This window comes from Mesorhizobium sp. M1295, from assembly GCF_040318135.1.
GTDB lineage: Bacteria > Pseudomonadota > Alphaproteobacteria > Rhizobiales > Rhizobiaceae > Mesorhizobium.
Window position 1 is genome coordinate 43,128 of the sequence record NZ_JAMYLU010000006.1, and the last position, 20,422, is coordinate 63,549.

At 62.5% G+C, this 20,422-nt stretch carries 20 protein-coding genes and 1 pseudogene; 12 read left to right on the plus strand and 9 right to left on the minus strand.

Features of this window, described 5'->3' with window-relative positions; genetic code table 11:
- Positions 1–72 precede the first annotated feature (72 nt).
- Complete coding sequence (locus NKH29_RS10910; RefSeq protein ID WP_023720303.1) at positions 73–1,032, plus strand: DMT family transporter; 960 nt, start codon at positions 73–75, stop codon at positions 1,030–1,032.
- Between the two features lie 136 nt (positions 1,033–1,168).
- Here the strand turns inward: NKH29_RS10910 and NKH29_RS10915 are convergent, their stop codons facing one another.
- The 4 genes from NKH29_RS10915 to NKH29_RS10930 are packed head-to-tail and all read right to left on the minus strand — an operon-like array spanning position 1,169 to position 5,535.
- On the minus strand, positions 1,169–2,005 hold the full coding sequence (locus NKH29_RS10915; RefSeq protein ID WP_023720302.1) for an N-acyl homoserine lactonase family protein: 837 nt from the start codon (positions 2,003–2,005) through the stop codon (positions 1,169–1,171).
- Positions 2,006–2,015: 10 nt separating this feature from the next.
- Complete coding sequence (locus tag NKH29_RS10920) at positions 2,016–3,011, minus strand: ABC transporter permease (protein WP_352482025.1); 996 nt, start codon at positions 3,009–3,011, stop codon at positions 2,016–2,018.
- Positions 3,012–3,034: 23 nt separating this feature from the next.
- Positions 3,035–4,537 carry a sugar ABC transporter ATP-binding protein gene (locus NKH29_RS10925; protein ID WP_352999581.1) on the minus strand — a complete coding sequence of 501 codons (1,503 nt, stop codon included), beginning with the start codon at positions 4,535–4,537 and terminating at the stop codon, positions 3,035–3,037.
- Between the two features lie 56 nt (positions 4,538–4,593).
- Complete coding sequence (locus tag NKH29_RS10930; RefSeq protein ID WP_023720299.1) at positions 4,594–5,535, minus strand: sugar ABC transporter substrate-binding protein; 942 nt, start codon at positions 5,533–5,535, stop codon at positions 4,594–4,596.
- A 158-nt stretch (positions 5,536–5,693) separates the two neighbouring features.
- Here NKH29_RS10930 and NKH29_RS10935 point away from each other — a divergent pair, with 158 nt between their 5' ends.
- Positions 5,694–6,707 (plus strand): LacI family DNA-binding transcriptional regulator, encoded by a 1,014-nt coding sequence (locus NKH29_RS10935; protein ID WP_023720298.1) that lies wholly within the window; start codon positions 5,694–5,696, stop codon positions 6,705–6,707.
- On the opposite strand, the gene NKH29_RS10940 is transcribed toward NKH29_RS10935, so the two are convergent.
- Positions 6,650–6,958, minus strand: coding sequence for an ROK family protein (locus NKH29_RS10940; protein ID WP_156948117.1), 309 nt, complete (start codon positions 6,956–6,958; stop codon positions 6,650–6,652). The genes NKH29_RS10935 and NKH29_RS10940 overlap by 58 nt on opposite strands.
- A gap of 18 nt (positions 6,959–6,976) precedes the next feature.
- Entirely contained in the window at positions 6,977–7,330 is a 354-nt protein-coding gene (locus NKH29_RS10945) for a winged helix-turn-helix transcriptional regulator (protein WP_023720297.1), read from the minus strand.
- A 120-nt stretch (positions 7,331–7,450) separates the two neighbouring features.
- Between NKH29_RS10945 and NKH29_RS10950 the strand changes: the two genes are divergently transcribed.
- The gene (locus NKH29_RS10950) at positions 7,451–8,887 is read left to right on the plus strand and encodes an MFS transporter (RefSeq protein WP_352999583.1); all 1,437 of its coding nucleotides are present in this window, start codon (positions 7,451–7,453) and stop codon (positions 8,885–8,887) included.
- A gap of 353 nt (positions 8,888–9,240) precedes the next feature.
- A complete protein-coding gene (locus NKH29_RS10955) occupies positions 9,241–9,573 on the plus strand; it encodes an antibiotic biosynthesis monooxygenase family protein (protein WP_352482021.1) in 333 nt (110 codons plus the stop codon).
- 214 nt (positions 9,574–9,787) lie between these two features.
- Here the strand turns inward: NKH29_RS10955 and NKH29_RS10960 are convergent, their stop codons facing one another.
- Positions 9,788–10,666 (minus strand): NAD(P)-dependent oxidoreductase, encoded by an 879-nt coding sequence (locus NKH29_RS10960; RefSeq protein ID WP_352642728.1) that lies wholly within the window; start codon positions 10,664–10,666, stop codon positions 9,788–9,790.
- 139 nt (positions 10,667–10,805) lie between these two features.
- Between NKH29_RS10960 and NKH29_RS10965 the strand changes: the two genes are divergently transcribed.
- Positions 10,806–11,726: a LysR substrate-binding domain-containing protein gene (locus NKH29_RS10965; RefSeq protein ID WP_352999585.1), complete on the plus strand. Its 921-nt coding sequence runs from the start codon at positions 10,806–10,808 to the stop codon at positions 11,724–11,726.
- A gap of 294 nt (positions 11,727–12,020) precedes the next feature.
- On the opposite strand, the gene NKH29_RS10970 is transcribed toward NKH29_RS10965, so the two are convergent.
- Both NKH29_RS10970 and NKH29_RS10975 read right to left on the minus strand, forming a co-directional pair.
- Positions 12,021–12,977 carry an ROK family protein gene (locus NKH29_RS10970; RefSeq protein WP_352999639.1) on the minus strand — a complete coding sequence of 319 codons (957 nt, stop codon included), beginning with the start codon at positions 12,975–12,977 and terminating at the stop codon, positions 12,021–12,023.
- Positions 12,978–13,043: 66 nt separating this feature from the next.
- Positions 13,044–13,259: pseudogene (locus NKH29_RS10975) on the minus strand (ArsR family transcriptional regulator); the annotation flags it as partial.
- Between the two features lie 101 nt (positions 13,260–13,360).
- Here NKH29_RS10975 and NKH29_RS10980 point away from each other — a divergent pair.
- The 7 genes from NKH29_RS10980 to NKH29_RS11010 are packed head-to-tail and all read left to right on the plus strand — an operon-like array spanning position 13,361 to position 20,281.
- Complete coding sequence (locus NKH29_RS10980; RefSeq protein ID WP_352787823.1) at positions 13,361–14,626, plus strand: ABC transporter substrate-binding protein; 1,266 nt, start codon at positions 13,361–13,363, stop codon at positions 14,624–14,626.
- A 57-nt stretch (positions 14,627–14,683) separates the two neighbouring features.
- On the plus strand, positions 14,684–15,622 hold the full coding sequence (locus NKH29_RS10985) for a carbohydrate ABC transporter permease (RefSeq protein WP_352482018.1): 939 nt from the start codon (positions 14,684–14,686) through the stop codon (positions 15,620–15,622).
- Positions 15,615–16,547, plus strand: coding sequence for a carbohydrate ABC transporter permease (locus tag NKH29_RS10990; protein WP_023720289.1), 933 nt, complete (start codon positions 15,615–15,617; stop codon positions 16,545–16,547). Before NKH29_RS10985 ends, NKH29_RS10990 begins: the two co-directional genes overlap by 8 nt.
- A gap of 10 nt (positions 16,548–16,557) precedes the next feature.
- On the plus strand, positions 16,558–17,655 hold the full coding sequence (locus NKH29_RS10995) for an ABC transporter ATP-binding protein (RefSeq protein WP_023720288.1): 1,098 nt from the start codon (positions 16,558–16,560) through the stop codon (positions 17,653–17,655).
- A gap of 4 nt (positions 17,656–17,659) precedes the next feature.
- On the plus strand, positions 17,660–18,433 hold the full coding sequence (locus tag NKH29_RS11000) for an SDR family NAD(P)-dependent oxidoreductase (protein ID WP_023720287.1): 774 nt from the start codon (positions 17,660–17,662) through the stop codon (positions 18,431–18,433).
- A gap of 37 nt (positions 18,434–18,470) precedes the next feature.
- The gene (locus tag NKH29_RS11005; protein ID WP_023720286.1) at positions 18,471–19,472 is read left to right on the plus strand and encodes a sugar phosphate isomerase/epimerase family protein; all 1,002 of its coding nucleotides are present in this window, start codon (positions 18,471–18,473) and stop codon (positions 19,470–19,472) included.
- Positions 19,469–20,281 (plus strand): SDR family NAD(P)-dependent oxidoreductase, encoded by an 813-nt coding sequence (locus NKH29_RS11010; RefSeq protein ID WP_023720285.1) that lies wholly within the window; start codon positions 19,469–19,471, stop codon positions 20,279–20,281. The genes NKH29_RS11005 and NKH29_RS11010 overlap by 4 nt, the downstream gene beginning before the upstream one ends.
- The last annotated feature ends 141 nt before the right edge of the window (positions 20,282–20,422 follow it).

A 20,422-nucleotide genomic window follows, 5' to 3' on the forward strand; every position in this document is an offset into this window, starting at 1 on the left:
GTGAAACAGCTGTTGTTGCTGCTTAGCAAAACGCTGCAAATCTGCTAAAGTCTGCGATGGGAGGAGACGGATATCCAATCACTGCCGATAGCACAGCCAAATGTAGCTAAGGCGACACCCGGCGCATCACTTCCGCTCGCCTATTCCCTCGCGACGCTCTGCTGGCTCCTGTCCGCCGGCGTCTATATTGCCGCCAAGTGGGTTGCCCCCGAGATGCCGCCTTGGGCCCTCTGCTTCTGGCGGCTGACGCTCGCCTGCGCGATCCTGCTGCCTATCGTCCATCGTCATCACGGGGCGATGCTCGTGCTGATCCAATCCCGGGTGATCGAGGTGCTGGTCATCGGCGCCATCGGGCTGACCTTGTGTCAGGGCATGATCTACACGGGCCTCAACTACACCAACGCGACAACCGCCGGCATCATCATGGCGCTGTCGCCGATCATGACCATGGTGCTTGCCCGCTTCGTGCTTGGCGAGCCCCTCGGTGTCTGGAAAGCGCTTGGAGCGCTGGTCGCTCTGGCTGGGATGGTGGTGATCGTGGCGCGCGGCGACCTTGCCGCGCTGATGCAGCTACGGTTCAATCCCGGCGAGTTGTGGATCGTCGGCAGCGCGCTTTGCTGGGGCCTCTACACCGTGCTGCTGCGTCGCGCGAAATTCGGCATTGAGCTTCTGCCGATGGTGGTCCTGCTGCTGGGAGCCGGCGCGCTGGCCGCACTGCCTCTCTATCTCTGGGAACTGTTTTCCGGGGATCGTTCGGCGCTGCATGCGAACGGCCTTCTGGCCCTCGCCTATGTTGCCGGCCCGGGCGGCGCTCTGATGTACTATCTCTACAACCGCAGCGTCGAGACGCTTGGCGCCGGGCGCGCCAGCATGCTGCTCTATCTGCAGACCGCCTTCGTCGCCGTGCTCGCTTATCTGTTCCTTGGCGAAAGCTTGCACGACTACGATCTCGCCGGCGCCGCCTTCATCGTCGCCGGCCTGCTGCTCGCCACCGCGATCAAGCCGAGGCAGCGCACGGTGCGTGTAGCTTAGCGAACCTCAGCACCGTCGCTTCGGCCAGCAATTCGTAAGTCTTTGACAGTCCTTTCGGCCGGAGCGGCCCATGAGAGCTGCGTCACCGGTCGAGGTCCGTACGAAGAGGCTGCCGCGAAGGCCGCCTTCGATTTTCCTATCCGGCCCTGACGATCCGGAACCCTTCGACTTCCGCAATGACCGGCAGACCCTTCCATCGCTCTATGTCGTGCAGGACGATCAGTTGCCCAAGATCGCCGCCGATCGCGGTGTTGATGCGGTCGATGGTCTTCAGCTGCTCCCAAACACTGCCGACGGCATTGTTCAGCGGCGCATAGACGCCGTCGTGCTTGTGTCCGGTGATTTGGCGCTTCGAATAGACACAGTCGCCGGAGACGACCAGTTTGCCCCGCGCGGACTGGACGATGACGAATTGCTGTCCGATCGTGTGGCCGCTTCCCAGCCGTACATGGATGCCCGGCAGCACATCGTCCTTGTCGCCATCGATCAGCGAAACGCGGTGTTCGACCGATGCATCAAGGGCGGCGCGCAACGTGTCGGGATCGATGATGGCGGTGAGATAACCGAACCGCGGCGGCAATGCGATCGCCTCATACCAGGACAGCAATTCGCTTTTCTGGATATAGAGATTTGCATTCGGGAACTCGGCGATCGATCCCATGTGATCGAAATGCGCATGGGTCACAAAAATGTCGGTGATCGCGCCGGCTGCAATGCCAAGCTCGGCCAGCATGCGAACCGGCGAAATCCAGTGGGGAATGTCGAACTTCAGCGAGAAGGCTGTGCTCGTTTCCTGAATGAAGCCGGTGTCGACCAGCACGTTGCGGTCGCCATGGCGTAGCAGGACAAAGGAGAAGGGCAGATCGACCTTGCCATCGTCATACATGCCTGCGACGAGATCCACCCAGGGCTGCTGCTTCGATCGGGCGAATTCGACGACGTAAACCTCCCAATGCGTGTTTTCGCTTGTCATGCTTTCTCCTTCAGCGTTCCGCCAGCGAGCGGCCCAGGCTCGCCATGCCCACGGCAATGATCAGGATGGCGCCCTGCAACACATATTGCGAGAAGGTCGGGGCGCCGAAAATGTTGAGGCCGTTGAAGCCGAAGGCGATGATGAGAGCGCCGACCAATGTGCCGAGCACATGGAATTCCCCGTCACGCAGCGTCGCCGAACCAAGGAACACAGCCGCGAATGCGGTGAGCAAGTAGGAGTCCGCGGCGCTGGCCGTGCCGCTGCCGAGACGCGAGGCAAGCAGTATTCCGGTCAGCGCCGCGCACATTCCCGAAATGACGAAACCGAGGATCTTGATACGATCGACATTCACGCCGGCAAGGCGGGCAGCCACCGCATTGCCGCCCACGGCCTGGATCTCCTGGCCGAGCGGCGTTCGCTCGACCAGCACCCAAAGCCCGCCGAGAACGAGGATCATGACGATGATGTTGTTGGGAATGCCGAACAGCCAGCGGCCAAGGGAAAGCTGGAGAAATGCCTCCGGCACGCCCGCCACAATGGGAACGCCGGCGGAATAGGCGAAGGCCAGGCCTGTAAGGATCGTTCCGACGCCCAGCGTCGCAATGACGGAATTGACCTTGATCTTGGTGACGATGAAGCCGTTGACCAGACCGATCACCGCGCCCAGCGCGATGACGATGACCACCGCAAGCGGGATTGGCAGCTTGTCGTGGACGACGAAGCCGGTGATCAGAATGCCGTGCAGGCTGGCGGCAAAGCCTATGGAGAGATCGAGTTCGCCAACGACAACGGCCAGTGTCAGCCCGCCGGCAATGATCATGGCCAGCGAAGCCTGGTTCAGCACATTGGTGAAATTGCCCACGGTTGGAAAGGCGGCGGGCGACAGGATCGAAAACGTGACGATCATCGCCAGAAGCCCAATGATCGTCCCATAGCGGGCAAAGATACCGAGCGCCGCCTTGGTTCCGGGCGACAGACGCCGGGCGCTTATCGCAACATCGCTCATCAGGGATGGTCCTCCATCAGTGCTTAGGGTTCGACATAGCTTGCCTCGACGATTGCCTTCCGCGACATGGCTAGGCCGGTCAGCTCGCGAACGATGCGGCCTTCCGCCATCACCAGAACGCGATCGCACAGCTCAGGCAACTCGTCCGGTTCCGACGAAATCACCAGAACCGCCATTCCTGCCTCGGCTTGCTGGCGGATCAGTCGGTGGATCTCGGTGCGCGCTCCGATATCGACGCCTCGCGTCGGCTCGTCGAGGATCAGCACCTTCGGTATGCGTTGGAGCCAGCGGCCGATCGCCACCTTCTGCTGATTGCCGCCGCTGAGACGGCCGACCGGCGTGCTCGCGTTCCGCGCCTTTATCGACAGGGCGCGGATCATCTCGCCGGCCATAGACGTGCGGGCGCGGCGGTTCATCAGCGGCAGGTAGCGACCGAAAGCGACCCTGTCGAGATTGGCGATGCTCAGATTGAAGGCGATACTCTTGGACAGGAAGAGCGCTTCCGCCCGGCGCTCCTCCGGGACCAGCCCAAGCCCCACCTGGACGGCCGCCGCGGGGGAAGAGGGCGTATAGGGCCGGCCCATCAGCGCCATCTCGCCGCTGTCCGGCCGGTCCGCCCCGAAAAGCAGCCGCGCGAGCTCCGTTCGTCCGGCGCCGATAAGGCCGCCGATGCCCAACACTTCGCCGGCGTGAAGCTCAAGGCTGACGCCGCGGACTTTCCGCACCCGCGTCAGGTTCTTCGCTTCCAGCACGACACCGCCGCGTGCCCTTGCGGTGGCCGTCCTTTGAGTGTCGCGAATTGCACCGCCGACGATCGCCTCGACCAGCGCGGGGCGGTGGAGCGCGTCTCCGGCGAGTTCGGCGACGGAGCGGCCATCGCGGAAGACCGACACGCGCGTGCACAGGTTCAGGATCTCGTCCAGCCGGTGCGAGATGTAGAGCACCGACACCCCTGACGCGGAAAGATCGCGGACAATCGCAAACAGCCGTTCCGCTTCACCTGCGGCAAGCGATGCGGTCGGTTCGTCCATGACGATCAGGCGCGCCTTGCGCACCAGGGCGCGGCAAATGTTGATCAGCCATATCTCGGCCGTCGAAAGTCCCTTCACGCTGGCGTTGAGCGGCGCCGATATGCCGACGCGACCGGCGATCGGCGCAACGTCACGCGCGATTGCACGCCAATCGGTCAGCCCGAAGCGCGTTTTCTTCGGGACGCCCAGCATGATGTTCTGCAGCACGGTCATGCCCGGCACGAACGCAAGCTCCTGATGGATGAAGCTCATGCCGAGTTCGGTCGCCCGCTGCGGCGTGCCAATCTCCTGGCGGCGGCCGTCGAGCTCGATACGACCGGCGTCGGGATGGTTCAGTCCGGCGAGGATGCGGATGAAGGTCGACTTGCCTGCACCGTTGGCGCCGACAAGGCCATGGATTTCACCCGGCGCAATATCGAGCGATACGCCTTTCAGCGCTTGGGTGCCGCCGAAGGCCTTTGCGATATCGCGTGCGACCAGCAATGGGACCGTCATTTCAGCGCCGCCCGGCTGCGGCGCACCTCTTGTGAACGCCGCCGCCAAACCAAGTCCTACTTTATGGCTTCCGGATGGTCCTTGAGGAAGGCGTCGACGGTTTCCTTGGTCACCAGCACCGCCGGAACCTCGGCTGCCTTGGCTTGCCATGCGCCGCCTGCGTCCTTGATGTCCTTCAACATCTTGACCATGTTGTAGCCCTCGGTGAAGCTGTCCTGCCAGGCCGTGGCGGTCATGAAGCCATTCTTGATGTTCTCCAGCGCCTGGGCATTGCCGTTGATGCCGTAGACGAGAACGTCGTCGCGCCCCTGGGCGCGCAACGAGCCGATAGCGCCAATCGCCGGGTCGTCCCAGCATCCCCAGATCGCCAGGTTTTCCTTGCCGGCCGGATGCGACGCCAGCCACGCATTGGCGTACTGGGCGCCGTCCTCGAAATAGCCGGGAATACGCACCTCGTTCTTGGTGACGGTGATCTCGGGGTGTTTGGCGACGATCTCGTCCATGACGACTTCGCGGTTCCGGCAGACTTCGCCGGTCCGGTAGGTGAGCGCCAGTATCGAGCCCTTGCCGTCCATCTTCTTGACCATCAGATCCACGACCGGAATCGCCATCGGGCCGCCCGAGCCGTTGGTTGCGGCAACGGTCGAGCCGAGCCCGCCGCCCCAGGTCACCACAGGTATTCCAGCGTCGCCTGCGGCGGCCAGACCGGCGCCGATCGACGAATAGGGAAACACCATGTCGATGATCGCATCCGCCTTGAGCTGCGCGAAATTCTGGATCGCCGCGTTCGCCTGGTCGGCGCTGCCGGCGGCATCCACGACGTTGGTCTTCCAGCCAAGCTCGTCGGCGGCCTTCGTCGCGCCCTGGATGTAGCGGACATTGTTGGCCTCGGTGGCGCTTATCGACACAACGCCAAGAAGCGGCTTGTCCTGCGCGGCAGCGCTGGCCGTCGCGAGCGAGAGCGCTCCTGCGGCAATAATGCAAGCTAGATTTTTCATGGTGTTCCTCCCTTCGCCTAGTCTGCCGTCAGAGCCCCTTGACAGCAAACCGTTTCGCTAACGTCCTGCAAAACGCAGTCCAATGCAAGCATGAATCCGCTGGACACAGGGATAAATCTGAACCAAAGTTCAGCGAAACGATTAGCTATCGGGGCAAAATGGCCACCATCAAAGACGTCGCCAGAACGGCAGGCGTATCGACTGCGACGGTTTCGGCCGTCATGAACGATACGGCCTTTGTCAGTCCCGAGCTGAGGGCTCGCGTCGTCACCGCCATTCGCGAGCTGCGCTATGAACCGTCGCTGGCCGCCCGCAATCTGCGTCGCAACCGCAGCCAGCTGATCGCCCTTGCGGTGGCCGATCTCTCGAACCCGTTTTACGCACGCATCGTCTGGTCGGCCGAGGCAGCGGTCGCGGCATGGGGTTATTCACTCGTTCTCTTCAACAGCGATGAAAAGCCCGACACCGAACGGCGCATCCTGTCGCGGATTCGCACCCTCGGTTGCGACGGAATGGTTCTGGTTCCGGTGGGCGCCGCAAATCAATATCAGCCGCATGAGTTCGAAGGCATCGCAACCGTTCTTCTAGGTCGACCGATCGAAGGCAACAGCGCCGATACGGTGAGCATAGACAATCGGGCAGCCGGCAGGCAGGCGGTCGACTACCTGCTCGATCTTGGGCATCGCCGCATAGGTTCGGTCACCGGGCCGATGCAACTGTCGACCAGCAAGGGCAGGCTTGACGGCATGATCGACGCGATGGCCGCGCGGGGATTAACTCCGCAGCCTGGCCATGTCAGGTCCGGCGAATTTCGCGAGGAGGCCGCCTATTCGGTGGCCCGCGACATGATGGGTTCGCCCGACCGTCCCACGGCGATCTATGTCGCGAACGGCGTCATGGCGATCGGCGTGATGCGCGCCATTGCCGATCTCGGCTTGCGCTGTCCGCAAGACGTCTCGGTCGCCTCTACCGACACCGTCGCAGGCGCCGGAGGCCTGAAGCCGCGACTGACGAGAACGGAACATCCCATTGCCGACATGACCAACGAAGCGCTGCGCCTGCTCGTCGACCGCATCGAGGAAAGAGTGTCGGAGCCCGTGCGCAACATCGTTTTTCAGCCGGCACTGATCGTTGGCGAGAGCTGCGCGCCGCTGCGTAAGGATATCGGGTGACGGACCCGCAATGGTGCGGAACAACGAGCCTCAGAGCACCGCTGAAGCGAAGCCGGATCATCGAAGCCGGCCGTGCTGGACAATGGCCCGCCGACGCCCAGATCGACCTTGAGGAGCACGAAGTCGTCTTGGCCGACGGCCGCACCCCACATCAACTCCGCAATGGCCGAGCAGTTGCTCTCATTTTCGGCGAAGATCGGCTGTTCGAGGGTCGGCCCAAACAAGGTCGGAACGATACTCGCGCACAGCACACCGCCGCACCTAAGGCGCTACGCCTTGACCAGCGACATTGGTCGATCCCGTGTCAGTCGATCCGAATGCTTGAGACCCCAGTGCGCAAGCGGAGCAAGAGCGTCGTCCAGCTCCAGACCTAGGTCAGTCAACGAGTATGCGACGCGAGGCGGAACCTCCCCAAAATCGTGTCGGTCAAGGAGTCCGTCCGCCACCATCTCTCGCAAATGCTGGATGAGCATCTTCTCGCTCATGTCGGGAATAAGGCGACGCAACTCGCCAAACCGCCGCGGCTGCTTCCGGCAAAGCCAGAGGATCGTGCCTTTCCACTTGCCGCTGATCACAAGGAATGCCGGCCCCAGGCCGCAGGCTTCAGGTAAGTTCGTTGCCATCACATCGCTCCGATAGGGTACCTACAAAATAGTAGGTACTTGCCAAACCGGCGGTAAGTCAATCACCTTGCGCCTCCCTCGTGGCGTTATCGCGCCGCAGGCAAGCAAAAGGACTTTCCCATGGATATCCCATCCAAGAATTTTTCCGCCGCACCCGATCCACGACGCTGGATTGCATTGGCGGTACTTTGCGTAGCCTTCTTTATGGTTTGCCTTGACGGACAGATCGTCCTCCTCGCCTTACCCTCGATCGAGGCACAACTCGGTTTCACCCCATCCGCGGTGCAGTGGGTGATGAGCGCCTACATGCTGGCTCTGGGCGGGCTTCTTCTTCTCGGGGGTCGAGTATCGGATCTGTTGGGTCGGCGGCGCCTGTTTATGGCGAGCACAGCTGCTTTCCTTGTCGCCTCGCTGGCGTGCGGGCTTTCCGGCAATCCAGGATTTCTCATCGGTGCCCGGGTTGTTCAAGGAATTGCCGCTGCCGTATTGACCCCCAGCGCCCTATCGATCCTCATGACCACCTTCGAGGGAAATGAACGGAATCGAGCCCTGGGGCTATGGTCCGCGATGGGAGCCGGCGGGGCCACCGCCGCGCTGCTGGTGGGTGGACCGCTTGCCGATTGGCTCGGTTGGCGCTGGGTGTTCTTCATTAATGTCCCCATCTGCGCCATGATCCTGGGGCTCAGCCCGTTCACGCTGCGCGAGAGCCGTGCTATCGGCAGCCGCGGTGGCTTCGATCTCGGCGGCGCCGTGACGATTACCGCGGCGCTCGTGGCATTCGTACTGGCGATCACCGAGGTTCCCAGCGTTGGCTGGGCCCATCCGCAAACCCTGGGCCTGTTGGGTGCAACGCTCGGACTGCTCGGCGCATTCGTGTTGATCGAAAGGCGGGTGAATAACCCGCTTGTTCCCCTTGCCATCTTTCGGTCTCGCTCATTTGTCGGCGGGAACCTGACCATGCTCTTCGCCGGGGCGCTCGTATTCGGCATGGCACTTTTGGTGTCGCTTTATGCCCAGAAGGTCCTGAGTTACTCGCCGCTTGTCGTTGGCCTTGGCACGATGATCTATGCAATCCTGTCGATCGTCTCCTCAACACTGACGGGTAAATGGATCGGCCGGGCCGGGGCGCGTGCGATTGCCGTGATCGCCATGCTCTTGATGGGCGCTGGGTGCGCACTCTTCACCTTCATTGTTCCCGAAGGCACCTACCTCGCGCATCTGCTTCCGGGCTTGATCGCCTTCGGGCCTGGTATCGGAATGGCTGCCGTTGCCGGTTCCGTTGCAGCTCTCTCGAAGGTCAAGGAAGCCGACGCAGGCCTCGCGTCCGGGATAAACAGCGCGATGTTCCAGATTGGCGCTGCTCTGGGGGCAGCTATCACCGCCACCGTCGCTGTCTCGATGACGGGGACGTCGGATACCCCCGCAGCACTGACCGCAGGGTATGCGGCGGGCTTTTGGGCCTGTGTGATCATCGCCGCCACCGGTGCAACGCTTGCGCTGCTCCTTCTTTCGCGGGACAGAACGCCGGCCCCTGCGCCGGTGCACGTCGGGGTATGAGGAATTGGGGAGCCGCCGTCGCGGCTCCCCTACCAGATGCGCAAACGCGAGGCGGCACAGCCTGCGACGGGCCATATGGGTTGCATCATACAAGTCAATATGTAGGCTGTGCCGATGCTTAGACGCGTCTACGAAACCAGAACTGCTCAGCAGCGCGCGCCCCGGCCCGATCGAGTTCCGCGACGCCTTGGGCCGACAGCGAATCGAGTTGTAGTTGCCCCGCGTCGACGACGATACGCTGGCTGACGTCGCCGACGTGGTTGCCCAGCCTGGCTCAGCGCGGCCAGAGTTGTGCATTAGATATTTGAGGTCCACATGCCGCTGCTTGGCGGCAACGCATCGAGGAGAGCAAGATGGTTATTCGTCAATGGCGCGCTCGCGCCGCGGCGTCCAATCCGCACGGTTATCCCAACCACTTCAGAACCAGTGTCCTTCCGGCATTGCTCCAGACGGCCGGATTTCTCGGAGCGCAGTTGAGCGTGCGCAAAGTTGATGCCGAAATCGAATTTCAGGTGCAGACCCGGTGGCAATCGATGGAGGCCATCGGCAGATTTGCCGGGTCAGATGTCGAAAAGGCGGTCGTCGAACCGGGCGCTGTCGCCGAGCTGCTCTCCTTCGATCCGCGTGTATGCCACTACGACGTCATTGAGGACGCAGGGAAGTCGTCCGGATCAAGCGGAGCCTGACCGAGTGTTCCAGCCATCATCCCGTGCAAAACTCGAATTCCAGCCGACCGCCGGGAGTGTATCCCGCATCGCCGCGCGAGGAGAGGATGACGAACCGCTTGCCGGCGGGCAGCGAACCCCGAAGCTGGGTTCATTTTGGACGCTGGTGCACCGCCTCCCCGGGAGGCCGAGAATGTCGGCAGCGGCGAGGGATATGGCGCCATCCACGACGGCTTCACCCGCCTTTCCCGCTCTTTCGCCGGATCAGCTCGAAAACACCTGAAATATCCTCATCTCCGAATCCGCCTCCCACCCGTTTGCGGAACAGGTCCAGCATGGGGTCGAGCAGATCGGTGGCGACGCCCTGCTCCCGGGTAGCTGTGAGGATGTTGTCCAGTGAGGCGGCCTGCATCCCGAGGTTCGACACCACATTCACGCCATGCCTGCCGCTGTCGATCTTCTCCGCATATCCCGGCAGCTCGCCCATCATCGCGGTCATCCATGGGCCAAGGAGCTTGAGGAAAGCGCCCGCGCCAATGCCTTCGGAATCTACGAGCGCGGTAGCGTGGAAGAAGCCGGCGAAAAGGCCATACATGCCGCTAAGAAGGGCCAAGTCGTGCAGCGATGCCAGCCCGGCATCCCCGCCGAGATAGTTCGCGGCGCCAAGCGCCTCGAGCGTTCGGGCGTGCGCATCGAAGGCCGCTTTGGAGCCGCTGTAGAGGATAAGCGCATGTTCGCCGCCGATCATCGGAGGCGTCGCCATGATGCCGCCGTCGAGATAGGCGGCGCCCAGCTTGGCAATCCGCTCGGCCGTGGCGCGCGCCTGTGCCGGCGTGCCGTTGGTCAGATTGACCAGCGAACGCCCGGAGAGCGCCGATGCCGCATCATCGATCACCGAATCCGACGCGGCATAGTCCAGCACGCACATCACGGTGACGTCGCTTGCGGCGGTCGCGTCGGCGGCGGACTTCACCTCGCGCGCGCCTTTGGCAAGCAGTGATGCGGCCTTGCCGGGCGTGCGGTTCCAGACCGTGACCGTGTGGCCCTGCGAAAGAAATCGGGCGGTCAGCGCCTGCCCCATAGCCCCGAGGCCGAGGATCGAGATATTGGCCATGTACGTGCGTCCTTCTACGTTCCGAATTGCAGCCCCGCCCCACGGCGGCGGCTACAAAGAGATGCAATATTGGACGCAGAAGCAGTAGTGGGTTATCTGTAGACCTATCGTCCACATTTAGGAACGATGAGAGCTCCGGATGCTGAATCTCAACGACCTCCTCGTTTTCGTTCAAGTAGTTGATCATGGCGGCTTCGCTGCGGCGGGGCGTGCCCTGGGCATCCCCAAGTCCACTCTCAGCAAGCGGCTCTCCGAGCTGGAAAAGGCGATTGGCGTGCGTCTGGTCCAGCGGACCTCGCGCAGCTTCACCGTGACCGAGATCGGCCGAGATTTTCATCGTCATGCCGCCGCCATGCTGATCGAAGCGGAGGCGGCCGAGCATGTGATCAAGGGTCGCCTTGCGGAACCGAGCGGAACGGTGCGGATCACGGCATCGCTGCCGATCGCCCAGTTCCGTCTAGCGCCGATCCTCCCGCGTCTCGCAGCGAGCTATCCGAAGGTCCGCATCATGCTCGACGTCTCCGACAGGTTCGTGGACATCGTGCAGGAAGGTTTCGACATCGCCATCCGCAACCACTTCGCCCCGTTGCCGGATACCGAACTCGTGCAACGTCGCATCGATTACGACCCCGCCTGGCTCGTCGCCTCGCTCGACTATATTCGGAAGAACGGCATGCCTTCTCGACCCGAGGAAGCGAACGGGCTCGATCGGATTATGGCATCGTCGTCGGAGAGGGTCTGGACGCTTCACGATGGGCAAGGCGTCGTTGCGGAGGTCACGCCATCTCCGCGCTATATCGCCAACGAAACCGTCTCCTTGCGGGAAGCCGCGAGGGCCGGGCTCGGCGTGGCTTGCCTGGCGGGCAGCTTCTGTGCGCCGCTGATCGAGTCCGGCGCGCTTGTCCGCATCTTACCGGACTGGACAGCGCGTGGCGTGGCGACGACTCTGCTGATGCCGCATCGTCGCGGGCAGCTCCCCTCCGTTAGGGTCGTTGCCGACCATCTGATCGCTGAACTCTCGCAACGGCCACAAGGTGCAGACCCAATCAATGCAGACTGATAGTCCTTGGGCGGGTACGTTGGAATCCTGGGCCGATCGCTGGGGCGTCGTGGGCGCCGAAGTGTGATGTCCGCTTACGTGCGACCAGACCCCAAATGTCGCAAAATGAGGGCCGAGCCGTCATCGCCTCAAAGGATTCGAACTCAATCAGTCGCCGCCCCTGCTAGGCTGGCGTGCTCTGGCCGGCGCGTGCGCCGTAGGCGGCGGCAAATGGCGGTGTTTGGTGCACCCGAAGGGATTCGAACCCATGACCTCTGCCTTCGTACGGCAAGGTTTACCTGGAACGTAGCCATATCATCGCAGTCGGCTGTTGTGGCGCAGCACGAGGCCGACCGCGCCGAGCAATGCATCGTTCTCCGTGTGCTTGCCAACGATTATCCGCGTGCGCAGCGCGGGCGCCACATCGCGGGACTTGATGAGCGTGTGGCGTTCATATGACGCGATCAGTGGCGCCAGGAGAATGTCGCCCGCCAAGGCCATGCGGCCGCCGATGATAATGAGCGGCGGATTGAGCACCGAACCGATCAAGCCGAGCCCACGTCCGGCGAACTCGGCGGTGTCCTCGATCATCCGCAGCGCCCTTACGTCGCCCTGCTCGGCCATCATGATCACGTCGTCCATCGTGACCGGCCGCCGCACGATGCGCGAAATCTGCTCGAGCGGCCGGGCAAAGCTGGCATAGAGCTCCAGGCATCCGCGATTGCCGCACCGGCAAAGGTCACCGCTGGGATCGATGCTGATATGCCCGAATTCGCCGGCGCCGCCGGCGATGCCGCTCACCAGCCGGCCATGCTGGACAATGGCCCCGCCGACGCCCAGATCGACCTTGAAGAGCACGAAGTCGTCTTGGCCGACGGCCGCACCCCACATCAACTCCGCAATGGCCGAGCAGTTGCTCTCATTGTCGGCGAAGATCGGCTGTTCGAGGGTCGGCCCAAACACATCGCGGATGTTGACCCCGGCCCAGGTCGGAACGATACTCGCGCGCAGCACCACTCCTTCGCGGCTGACTGGGCCTGAGACGGAGACCCCAACCCCCAGGAGCCCCGCCATCGGCAGACCGTTCTCTTCATAGCATCGGGCAATTACTGACTTGGCGAGCTGGGCCGCCTGCTGCGGCTGGTAGTCCAGACCCATGGGGATAGTTTGTTCGGCAATGAAAGAATGCGAGACGTCGGCGACGACGCATCGCATTTCGTCGAGGCCCAGATGGATGCCGACGCAGGTGCCCGCAGCGGGATTGAGCGTCAATGCCGTGGCAGGCCTGCCGATACCCCTGGCCGCGTCATGATGGGCCGAGGATTCGATCACCATCCCCGATTTTCTCAAGCCATTGAGCGCGGTTGAAACCGTCGACCGCGCCAAACCGGTAATGCGGGTAATTTGCGACGCAGAAAGGACGCCGCGCTCACGCAGGCATCGGACGATCAGGCTCTCCGGCGACGCGGACGGCCTGTCGATCAGCCAATTTCTAAGCGAAGGTTTGTTCATGATGAGCACAAAGGACGTTGACTGATAGCCCAAATATGTCATCTTGGAAAGAACGGAGATTACTGCATCTCACCGGCCACGACCTCAAATCGCGGGCCACAAGCGGTCGATACGAACCGTGCATCACCTATGGGAGTGAAACGATGAAATATCTGAGGACGGCCTTTGCGGCCGCTACCGCCTTCACCTTGCTTACCGGAGCAGCACTCGCGGAGCCCAAGACCAACCTCTTGCACCAATGGGCGACCGGATCGGACGCCCAGGCTATCGCCAAGCTCGGCGAGATGTTTACCGCCAAGGGCGGCGCCTGGCAGCAGACCTCGATCGCAGGCCATACAGCCAACACATTGGCCAAACTGCGTGCCGATGTGATCGCCGGCAACGCACCTCCCGCTGTGCAGCTCAAGGGCCCCGAGATCGCCGAATGGAACGAGACGGGCATGACAGCCAATCTCGACGACCTGGCGAAGGCGGAAAATTGGGAGAAGGTCGTCGCTCCCGAATTGCTGCCGGTGATGAAGCCGACGGGGAATTGGGTGGCGGCGCCGATGAACATCCACCGCATCAACTGGCTGTGGGCATCGCCAAAGGTCATGAAGGATGCGGGCGTCACCGAGATGCCGAAGACATGGGCGGAATTCAACGCCGCCTGCGACAAGATCGTGGCCAGCGGCAAGATCTGCATTTCGCACTCGACCGCCGACTGGACCGACTCGACGGTTTTCGAAGTGGTCGTGTACGGTCAGGACCTCGATCTCTACAAGAAAGCTTTCGTCGAGGGCGACGTCGATGCCATGCGCAGCGACGGCATGGTCAAGGCCTTCGAGCAGTTCCGCACCATGACCTCGAAGTACATGGACCCCGGCATGAATGGGCGTGACTGGGATACCATGTCGCACCTGGTCGGCCGCGGCGAGGCCGCCTTCCACATCATGGGCGACTGGACGATCGGCCTGCTGACGGCTGGCGGCTTCAAGGAGGGCACCGATTATGTCTGCGCCCAGGCGCCGACCGATTGGGGCAAGCCCGGCTTCATCCTGAATTCAGACTCGGTTGTGTTCTTCAAGCAGAAGGACCCGGACTACATCGAGGGACAGAAGCTGCTTGCCAGCATCATCCTATCGCCCGAGTTCCAGACCATTTTCAATCAGACCAAAGGCTCCATCCCGGCCCGCCTCGACGTCGATCTTTCGAACGGCTTCAATCCCTGCCAGCAACTCTCGCAAAAGGATCTGCAAGCCTCGATCGCCGCCGGCACGCTCGTCCGTTCCATGGCGCACAACATGACGGTGCCGCAAAAAGTCCGCGGCGCAATCATGGATACAATCACCGAGTTTGTGGCGACGCCGGATATGAGTGCGCAGGACGCGGCCAATGCCATGGCGGATGCGGCCGAAGCGCAGAAGTGAAGCTGCCGATGATGGCCGGGGGCGAAGCGCCCGGCCTGACTTCGCCGGAGCAGCCCGATGTCCACCCATGACCTGATTGTACCGGCCGCAGCCGCCACGACCCGTCCGTGGCGCGAGCGCCTTGGCACGATGGTGCCCATTCTGGTGCTGGCGCCGTCGATAGCGGCGAGCTTCGTCTATGTTTTCGTCTTCACGCTCTGGACGCTCTACATCTCGCTGTCCAATTCGTCGCTGTTGCCGACCTATGGGTTCGTCGGCCTCGACAATTACGCTTCGCTCTGGGCAAACCGGCGCTGGAACATCGCCTATACGAATCTCTTCCTGTTCAGCGGCTTCTATATCGTTGGCTCGATGGCGGTTGGCCTGCTGCTCGCGATCGCGATCGACCAGCGCGTCCGCGGCGAGGCGGTTTGGCGCACTATCTTCCTCTATCCGTTGGCGGTGTCCTTCATCGTCACCGGTACGGTGTGGAGTTGGCTCTATAACCCTGTCGACGGTATCCAGGCCTTCGTTCGCGGGCTTGGCTGGACCGACTTCAGCTTCGCCCTGACGGCCAACCGCAACACGGCGATCTATGCGGTGATCATAACCGGTATCTGGCAGTCGTCCGGCTTCGCGATGGCACTTTTCCTGGCCGGTCTGCGGTCGGTCGATCCGGATCTCGTCAAAGCCGCGCAAATCGACGGCGCGTCGGTTTTCCGGACCTATCGCAGGGTCATCCTGCCCACCATCGCCCCGATATTCCTGGCGGTGGCGGTCATTCAGATACAATTCGCCATCAAGACCTTCGACCTGGTGGCGGCGTTGACGCGGGGTGGGCCAGGCGTGTCCACCACCTTCCCCGCCATCTATGTCTACGACCTGATGTTCCAGCGCGGGCAAATCGGCGAGGGTGCCGCCGCGGCGATGATGATGCTCGCGGCAGTCGCGGTGGTGCTGGTGCCGTACTCGTTGTGGATCGTCTGGCGCCGGCGGGCGGAGGGCCGCAATGGCTGAAATTGCCCCCAATGCCAGCTTTGACCCGGCCCGCCCCAATCCGACCGGCTTTGATCCGGAAGCTGCCGCAGCCACGCGCCGGCATTTCTGGAGCCGCTTCCTTGTTTATGCCGTGCTGGCGCTTTTCGCGATGGTCTATCTCGTGCCGTTGCTGGTGGTGATCTTCAACTCATTGCGCGAGCAGTCGGAGATTGCCCGCAACGGCCTCATCTCCGTACCTCGCAGCTTCCGGTTCGATGCGTGGGCGCAGGCCTGGGGATCCTACTGTGTCAGCGGTACCTGCGAGGGCATGAAGCGCAATTTCTTCAACTCGCTGGCGATGACGATCCCCGCCACAATCATCTCAACCATTCTCGGCGCCATGAACGGCTACATCCTCTCCAAATGGCGCTTCAGGGGTTCCGAACTGATCTTCAATCTGATGCTGCTCGGCGTATTCATGCCCGGCCAGATTTCGCTGATGCCGTGGGCGTTCCTGCTCGGCAAGCTCGGCCTGACCAATTCCACATATGGGCTGGTGTTGATCCACGTCGTCCAGGGCATCTCGTTCACCACCCTGTTCTGCCGCAATTTCTACGTCAGCATACCGGACGACCTTATCAAGGCGGCGCGCATTGACGGCGCCGGCTTCTGGCGAATCTTCCGCAAGATCATCCTGCCCCTGTCGCCGCCCATTCTGATTGTCACCGTCATCTGGCAGTTCACCGGCATCTGGAACGAGTATCTGTTCGGCGTCGTCTTCACGTCGGGCCAGCAGCAGCCGATTACGGCGGCGTTGGTCGCGCTCACGGCCGGCGGCACGACCGCACGTGCTTACGATGTGATGAGCGCAGCCGTGCTGATCGGCGCGTTGCCACCGCTGCTGATCTATCTGTTCGGTGGCAAATACTTCGTGCGCGGCCTCACGCAGGGCGCCATCAAATGAGGCGTCGCCCATGTCCGCGTTGATGATCCGCAACCTTCACAAGAGCTACGGCTCGCTCGAGATTCTTTCCGGCATCAATCTCGAGGCTAAGACCGGAGAATTCGTCGCGCTTGTCGGTCCGTCGGGTTGCGGCAAGTCAACCTTGCTCGCCATGATTGCCGGCCTGGAAACCGTCACGTCGGGAGAGATTTGGATCGGCGACCGGCTGGTGAACTCGGTGCAACCCAAGGACCGCGACATTGCGATGGTGTTCCAGTCATACGCCCTCTATCCCACGATGACGGTGCGCCAGAACATCACCTTCGGCATGGAAAGCCGCGGCGTGCCCAAAGCGGTGCAAGCGGAAGCTGTCCAGCGCGTTGCCGCACTCCTGCAGATCGAACAGCTGCTTAAACGCAAGCCTGGCCAGCTCTCGGGCGGCCAGCGGCAGCGCGTTGCGATGGGGCGTGCCCTCGTCCGCGACCCGAAGCTGTTTTTGTTCGACGAGCCCCTGTCCAATCTCGACGCCAAGCTGCGCGTCGACATGCGTACCGAAATCAAGAAGCTCCACCATCGCGTCGGCAAGACCACGGTGTATGTCACCCACGATCAGGTCGAGGCGATGACGCTTGCATCCCGCATTGCGGTGATGAACCAGGGCTCGGTACAGCAGTTCGACACGCCGAAGCGAATCTACGACCGGCCGACAAACATGTTCGTTGCCGGTTTCATGGGATCGCCGGCGATGAATTTCATCCCGGCGCGGCTTACCGGCTCGACCAGCATCTCGGTACGCGCCGCTGACGGCAGCGACGCCAGCCTTGCCCTTGCTGCGCCGATGCCCGCCGGTGCGCCAAAGGACGTCGTGCTCGGTATCCGGCCGGAACACATCTACCGTTTCACGACCGACCTGAAGTCGCGCAAACCTGCTGTGGCGTCCATGCAGGCGCCGGTCGAGCTGGTCGAGCCGACCGGGGCCGAGACGCTTGCCGTGCTCAGGCTGGGTGACCTGGAGATCACCGGCCGCTTCGAGCCGGACGACGCTCCCGTCATGGGCGAGACGATAACGCTGGGCATCGATATGTCGCGCGCCTGCCTGTTCGATCCAACAACCAAGGCGCTTCTGTAATTTGATGTCCGTACAATTCGCAACCTATCCGAGCTTGGCCGATCGGGTCGTGCTGATCTCCGGCGGCGCCTCCGGCATCGGCGCCGATATGGTCCGCGCCTTCGCCTCGAATGGCGCCCGGGTAGCCTTTCTCGATGTGCAGGACGAACCAGCGGAGGCGTTGCTGCGCGAGCTCGGCGGTGCCGCCGGGCGGGCTCCCTTATATCTCCATTGCGACGTGACCGACGTCGATGCGTTAAAGGCGTCGGTAGAAGGCGTGCGCGCGCGGCTTGGTCCGGTCGCCGTCCTGGTGAATAACGCTGCCAATGATCAGCGCCATCCCATCGACGCAGTGACGGCCGAATATTGGGACCGCAGCTTCGACATCAATCTCCGGCATCACTTCTTCGCCGCTCAAGCTGTGCATCCGCATATGCAGGAACTCGGCTTCGGCTCGATCATAAACTTCTCCTCCATTGCCTGGCGTTTCGGAGCGGACCAGATGGTGGCCTACGCCACCGCCAAAGGGGCTGTGGTGGCGCTGACGCGTGCGTTGGCGCGGTCGTTCGGACCCGACAACATCCGCGTCAATGCAGTCGAACCCGGCGCCGTCATGACCGAGCGGCAGCGCGAGCTGTGGTTCAAGACGCAGGAGGCAGTCGACCAGACGGTGCAGCGGCAATTGATCCGTCGCGTCCTCCTGGGCGAGGAGATTGCACGGACCGTGCTCTTCCTGGCAGCGGATGACAGCCGCATGATCACGAAGCAGTCCATCACCGTCGATGCCGGCCTGCGCTAGTGACCCCTCTCCGCCCTCCATTGGAACCGCCAAGCTGATGCTTCGTCTCGGCCTCAACCCCTACGGACTGACCTACTATCTCGGACTGCAGGGCCGTGGCACGCCGCGGCACAATCCGGACGGCGTGGGACTGGAAGGCTTCATCGCGCTGGCGCAGGAACTGGGCGCACGCACGCTCGAGATCTACGAACCCTGGTTGACCGACTTGCCGGATGCCGAAATCGTCGCGCTGCGCAAGCGTATGAGTGCGCTCGATATTGTCCCCGTGGTGAGCGGCGGGCTGCTGGTGGCAGGTCCGCTGGACAACGCATTTCGGGCTGCGCGCCTGCTCGAGGCGACGACGATCCGTATCGCACTGACGCCTGTCCTGTGCGGCGACCGCAACGCCTGGGGCCGGAAATGGAGTGAGTTCAATACGACGATCCGCGCTGCGTTGACAGATTGGGGACCGCGTGCGGCGGCCGAGGGCCGGGTACTCGGCATCGAGAACCATCAGGACTTCGGCAGCGACGAACTGGTCGCGTTCTGCGAGCTCGGCGGACCGGGCGTCGGCATCACCTACGACACCGGCAACACTTTTCCTGTCGGCGAGGCGCCGCTTGCCTTCACGCAGCGGATCGCACCCTATGTCCGCCACGTTCACCTCAAGGACTATCGCGTGCAGTTCACGGATGAGGGCTACCGTCTGGTCCGCTGCGCGATCGGCGACGGCGCCGTGCCTTTTGGCGAACTGGCAGCCATCCTTGGCGAGCACCACGACACGCTGACGGCGGTGCTCGAACCGGGCGCGCTGGAGGCCCGTCACGTTCGCTGTCTCACGGACGACTGGTGGAACGGATATGCGCCGAAGACCGCACGCGAGTTCGCGGCCTGCCTGAGTGCTGCGCGCGCGAACCGTCTTGCGGACGACGCCGACTACCGCACGCCATGGGAGCGCGACAATGACGGCGCGCTCGTTTCGTATGAGCTCGACATGATCCGCCGCAGCGCCGCCAATATGAAGAAGTTCGGTTTCATTGCAATGGAGAGATCAGCATGACCACCCGAGACCTCAGCGGCCTGACCGCCTTCGTCACCGGCTCGGGACGCGGCCTCGGCCGCGTGATGGCCGACCGCTTGGCCGAACTTGGCGCAAACGTCGCGGTCCACGACCTCGATTGGGCCCGGCCATCTCAATATGGTGAATTCGCGGACCTCGGCGACTCTGCCCGGGGCTTGGAGAAGCATGGGACACGGGTGACCGCGGTCACCGGCAATATAGGCGACAAGCAAGCTGTCGCCGAAATGAAGAGGAAGATCGAGGCGGACCTCGGCGACGTGCACATTCTGGTCAACTGCGCCGGCGGCGACATCGGCGCCAAGGGCGTAAAGCCCAGTCCCAACAACGCACTCGACATCGACTACGACGACATCAAGGTTCTAACCGAGAACAATCTCATCGGCACGATGTTGGTTTGCCAGGCGTTCGTTCCGCCGATGGTCAAGCGGGGCTCGGGCTCGGTGATCAACATCGCCTCGGCGGCAGCGCATATCGGCTGCTCACCCGAGGTGGTCTACTCAACGCTTAAGGCGGCCGTCGTCCATTATACGCGCTGCCTCGCCAAGGAATTGATCGACGATGGCGTACGCGTCAATGCGGTAAGCCCTGGCGCCACCAAGACGGCACGGTTCCAGGCGAGTCGCGTGGTCGATCCGCAGCGCATGGATTCGAGCAAGAAATCGCTGAACCGGTATGCGGAGCCTGAAGAGATCGCCGAAGCGGTGGCCTTCCTCGCCGGTCCGCGCGCGCGCTTCATCAACGGGCAGGTAATCCGTGTCGATGGCGGTTTCACAATCTTTCCAGGTTAAGCCGCAACCATTGCCGGTTTCGGACGAGTATTTGATCGTGCCGTGACCCGATAAAACTGTTATCGTGCCCTCGCGTCGGGGGCGAAACCATGCAGATCGAGGGGATGGGTTCGGGCAGCATCGGCCGCTGTTTGGCGGTTG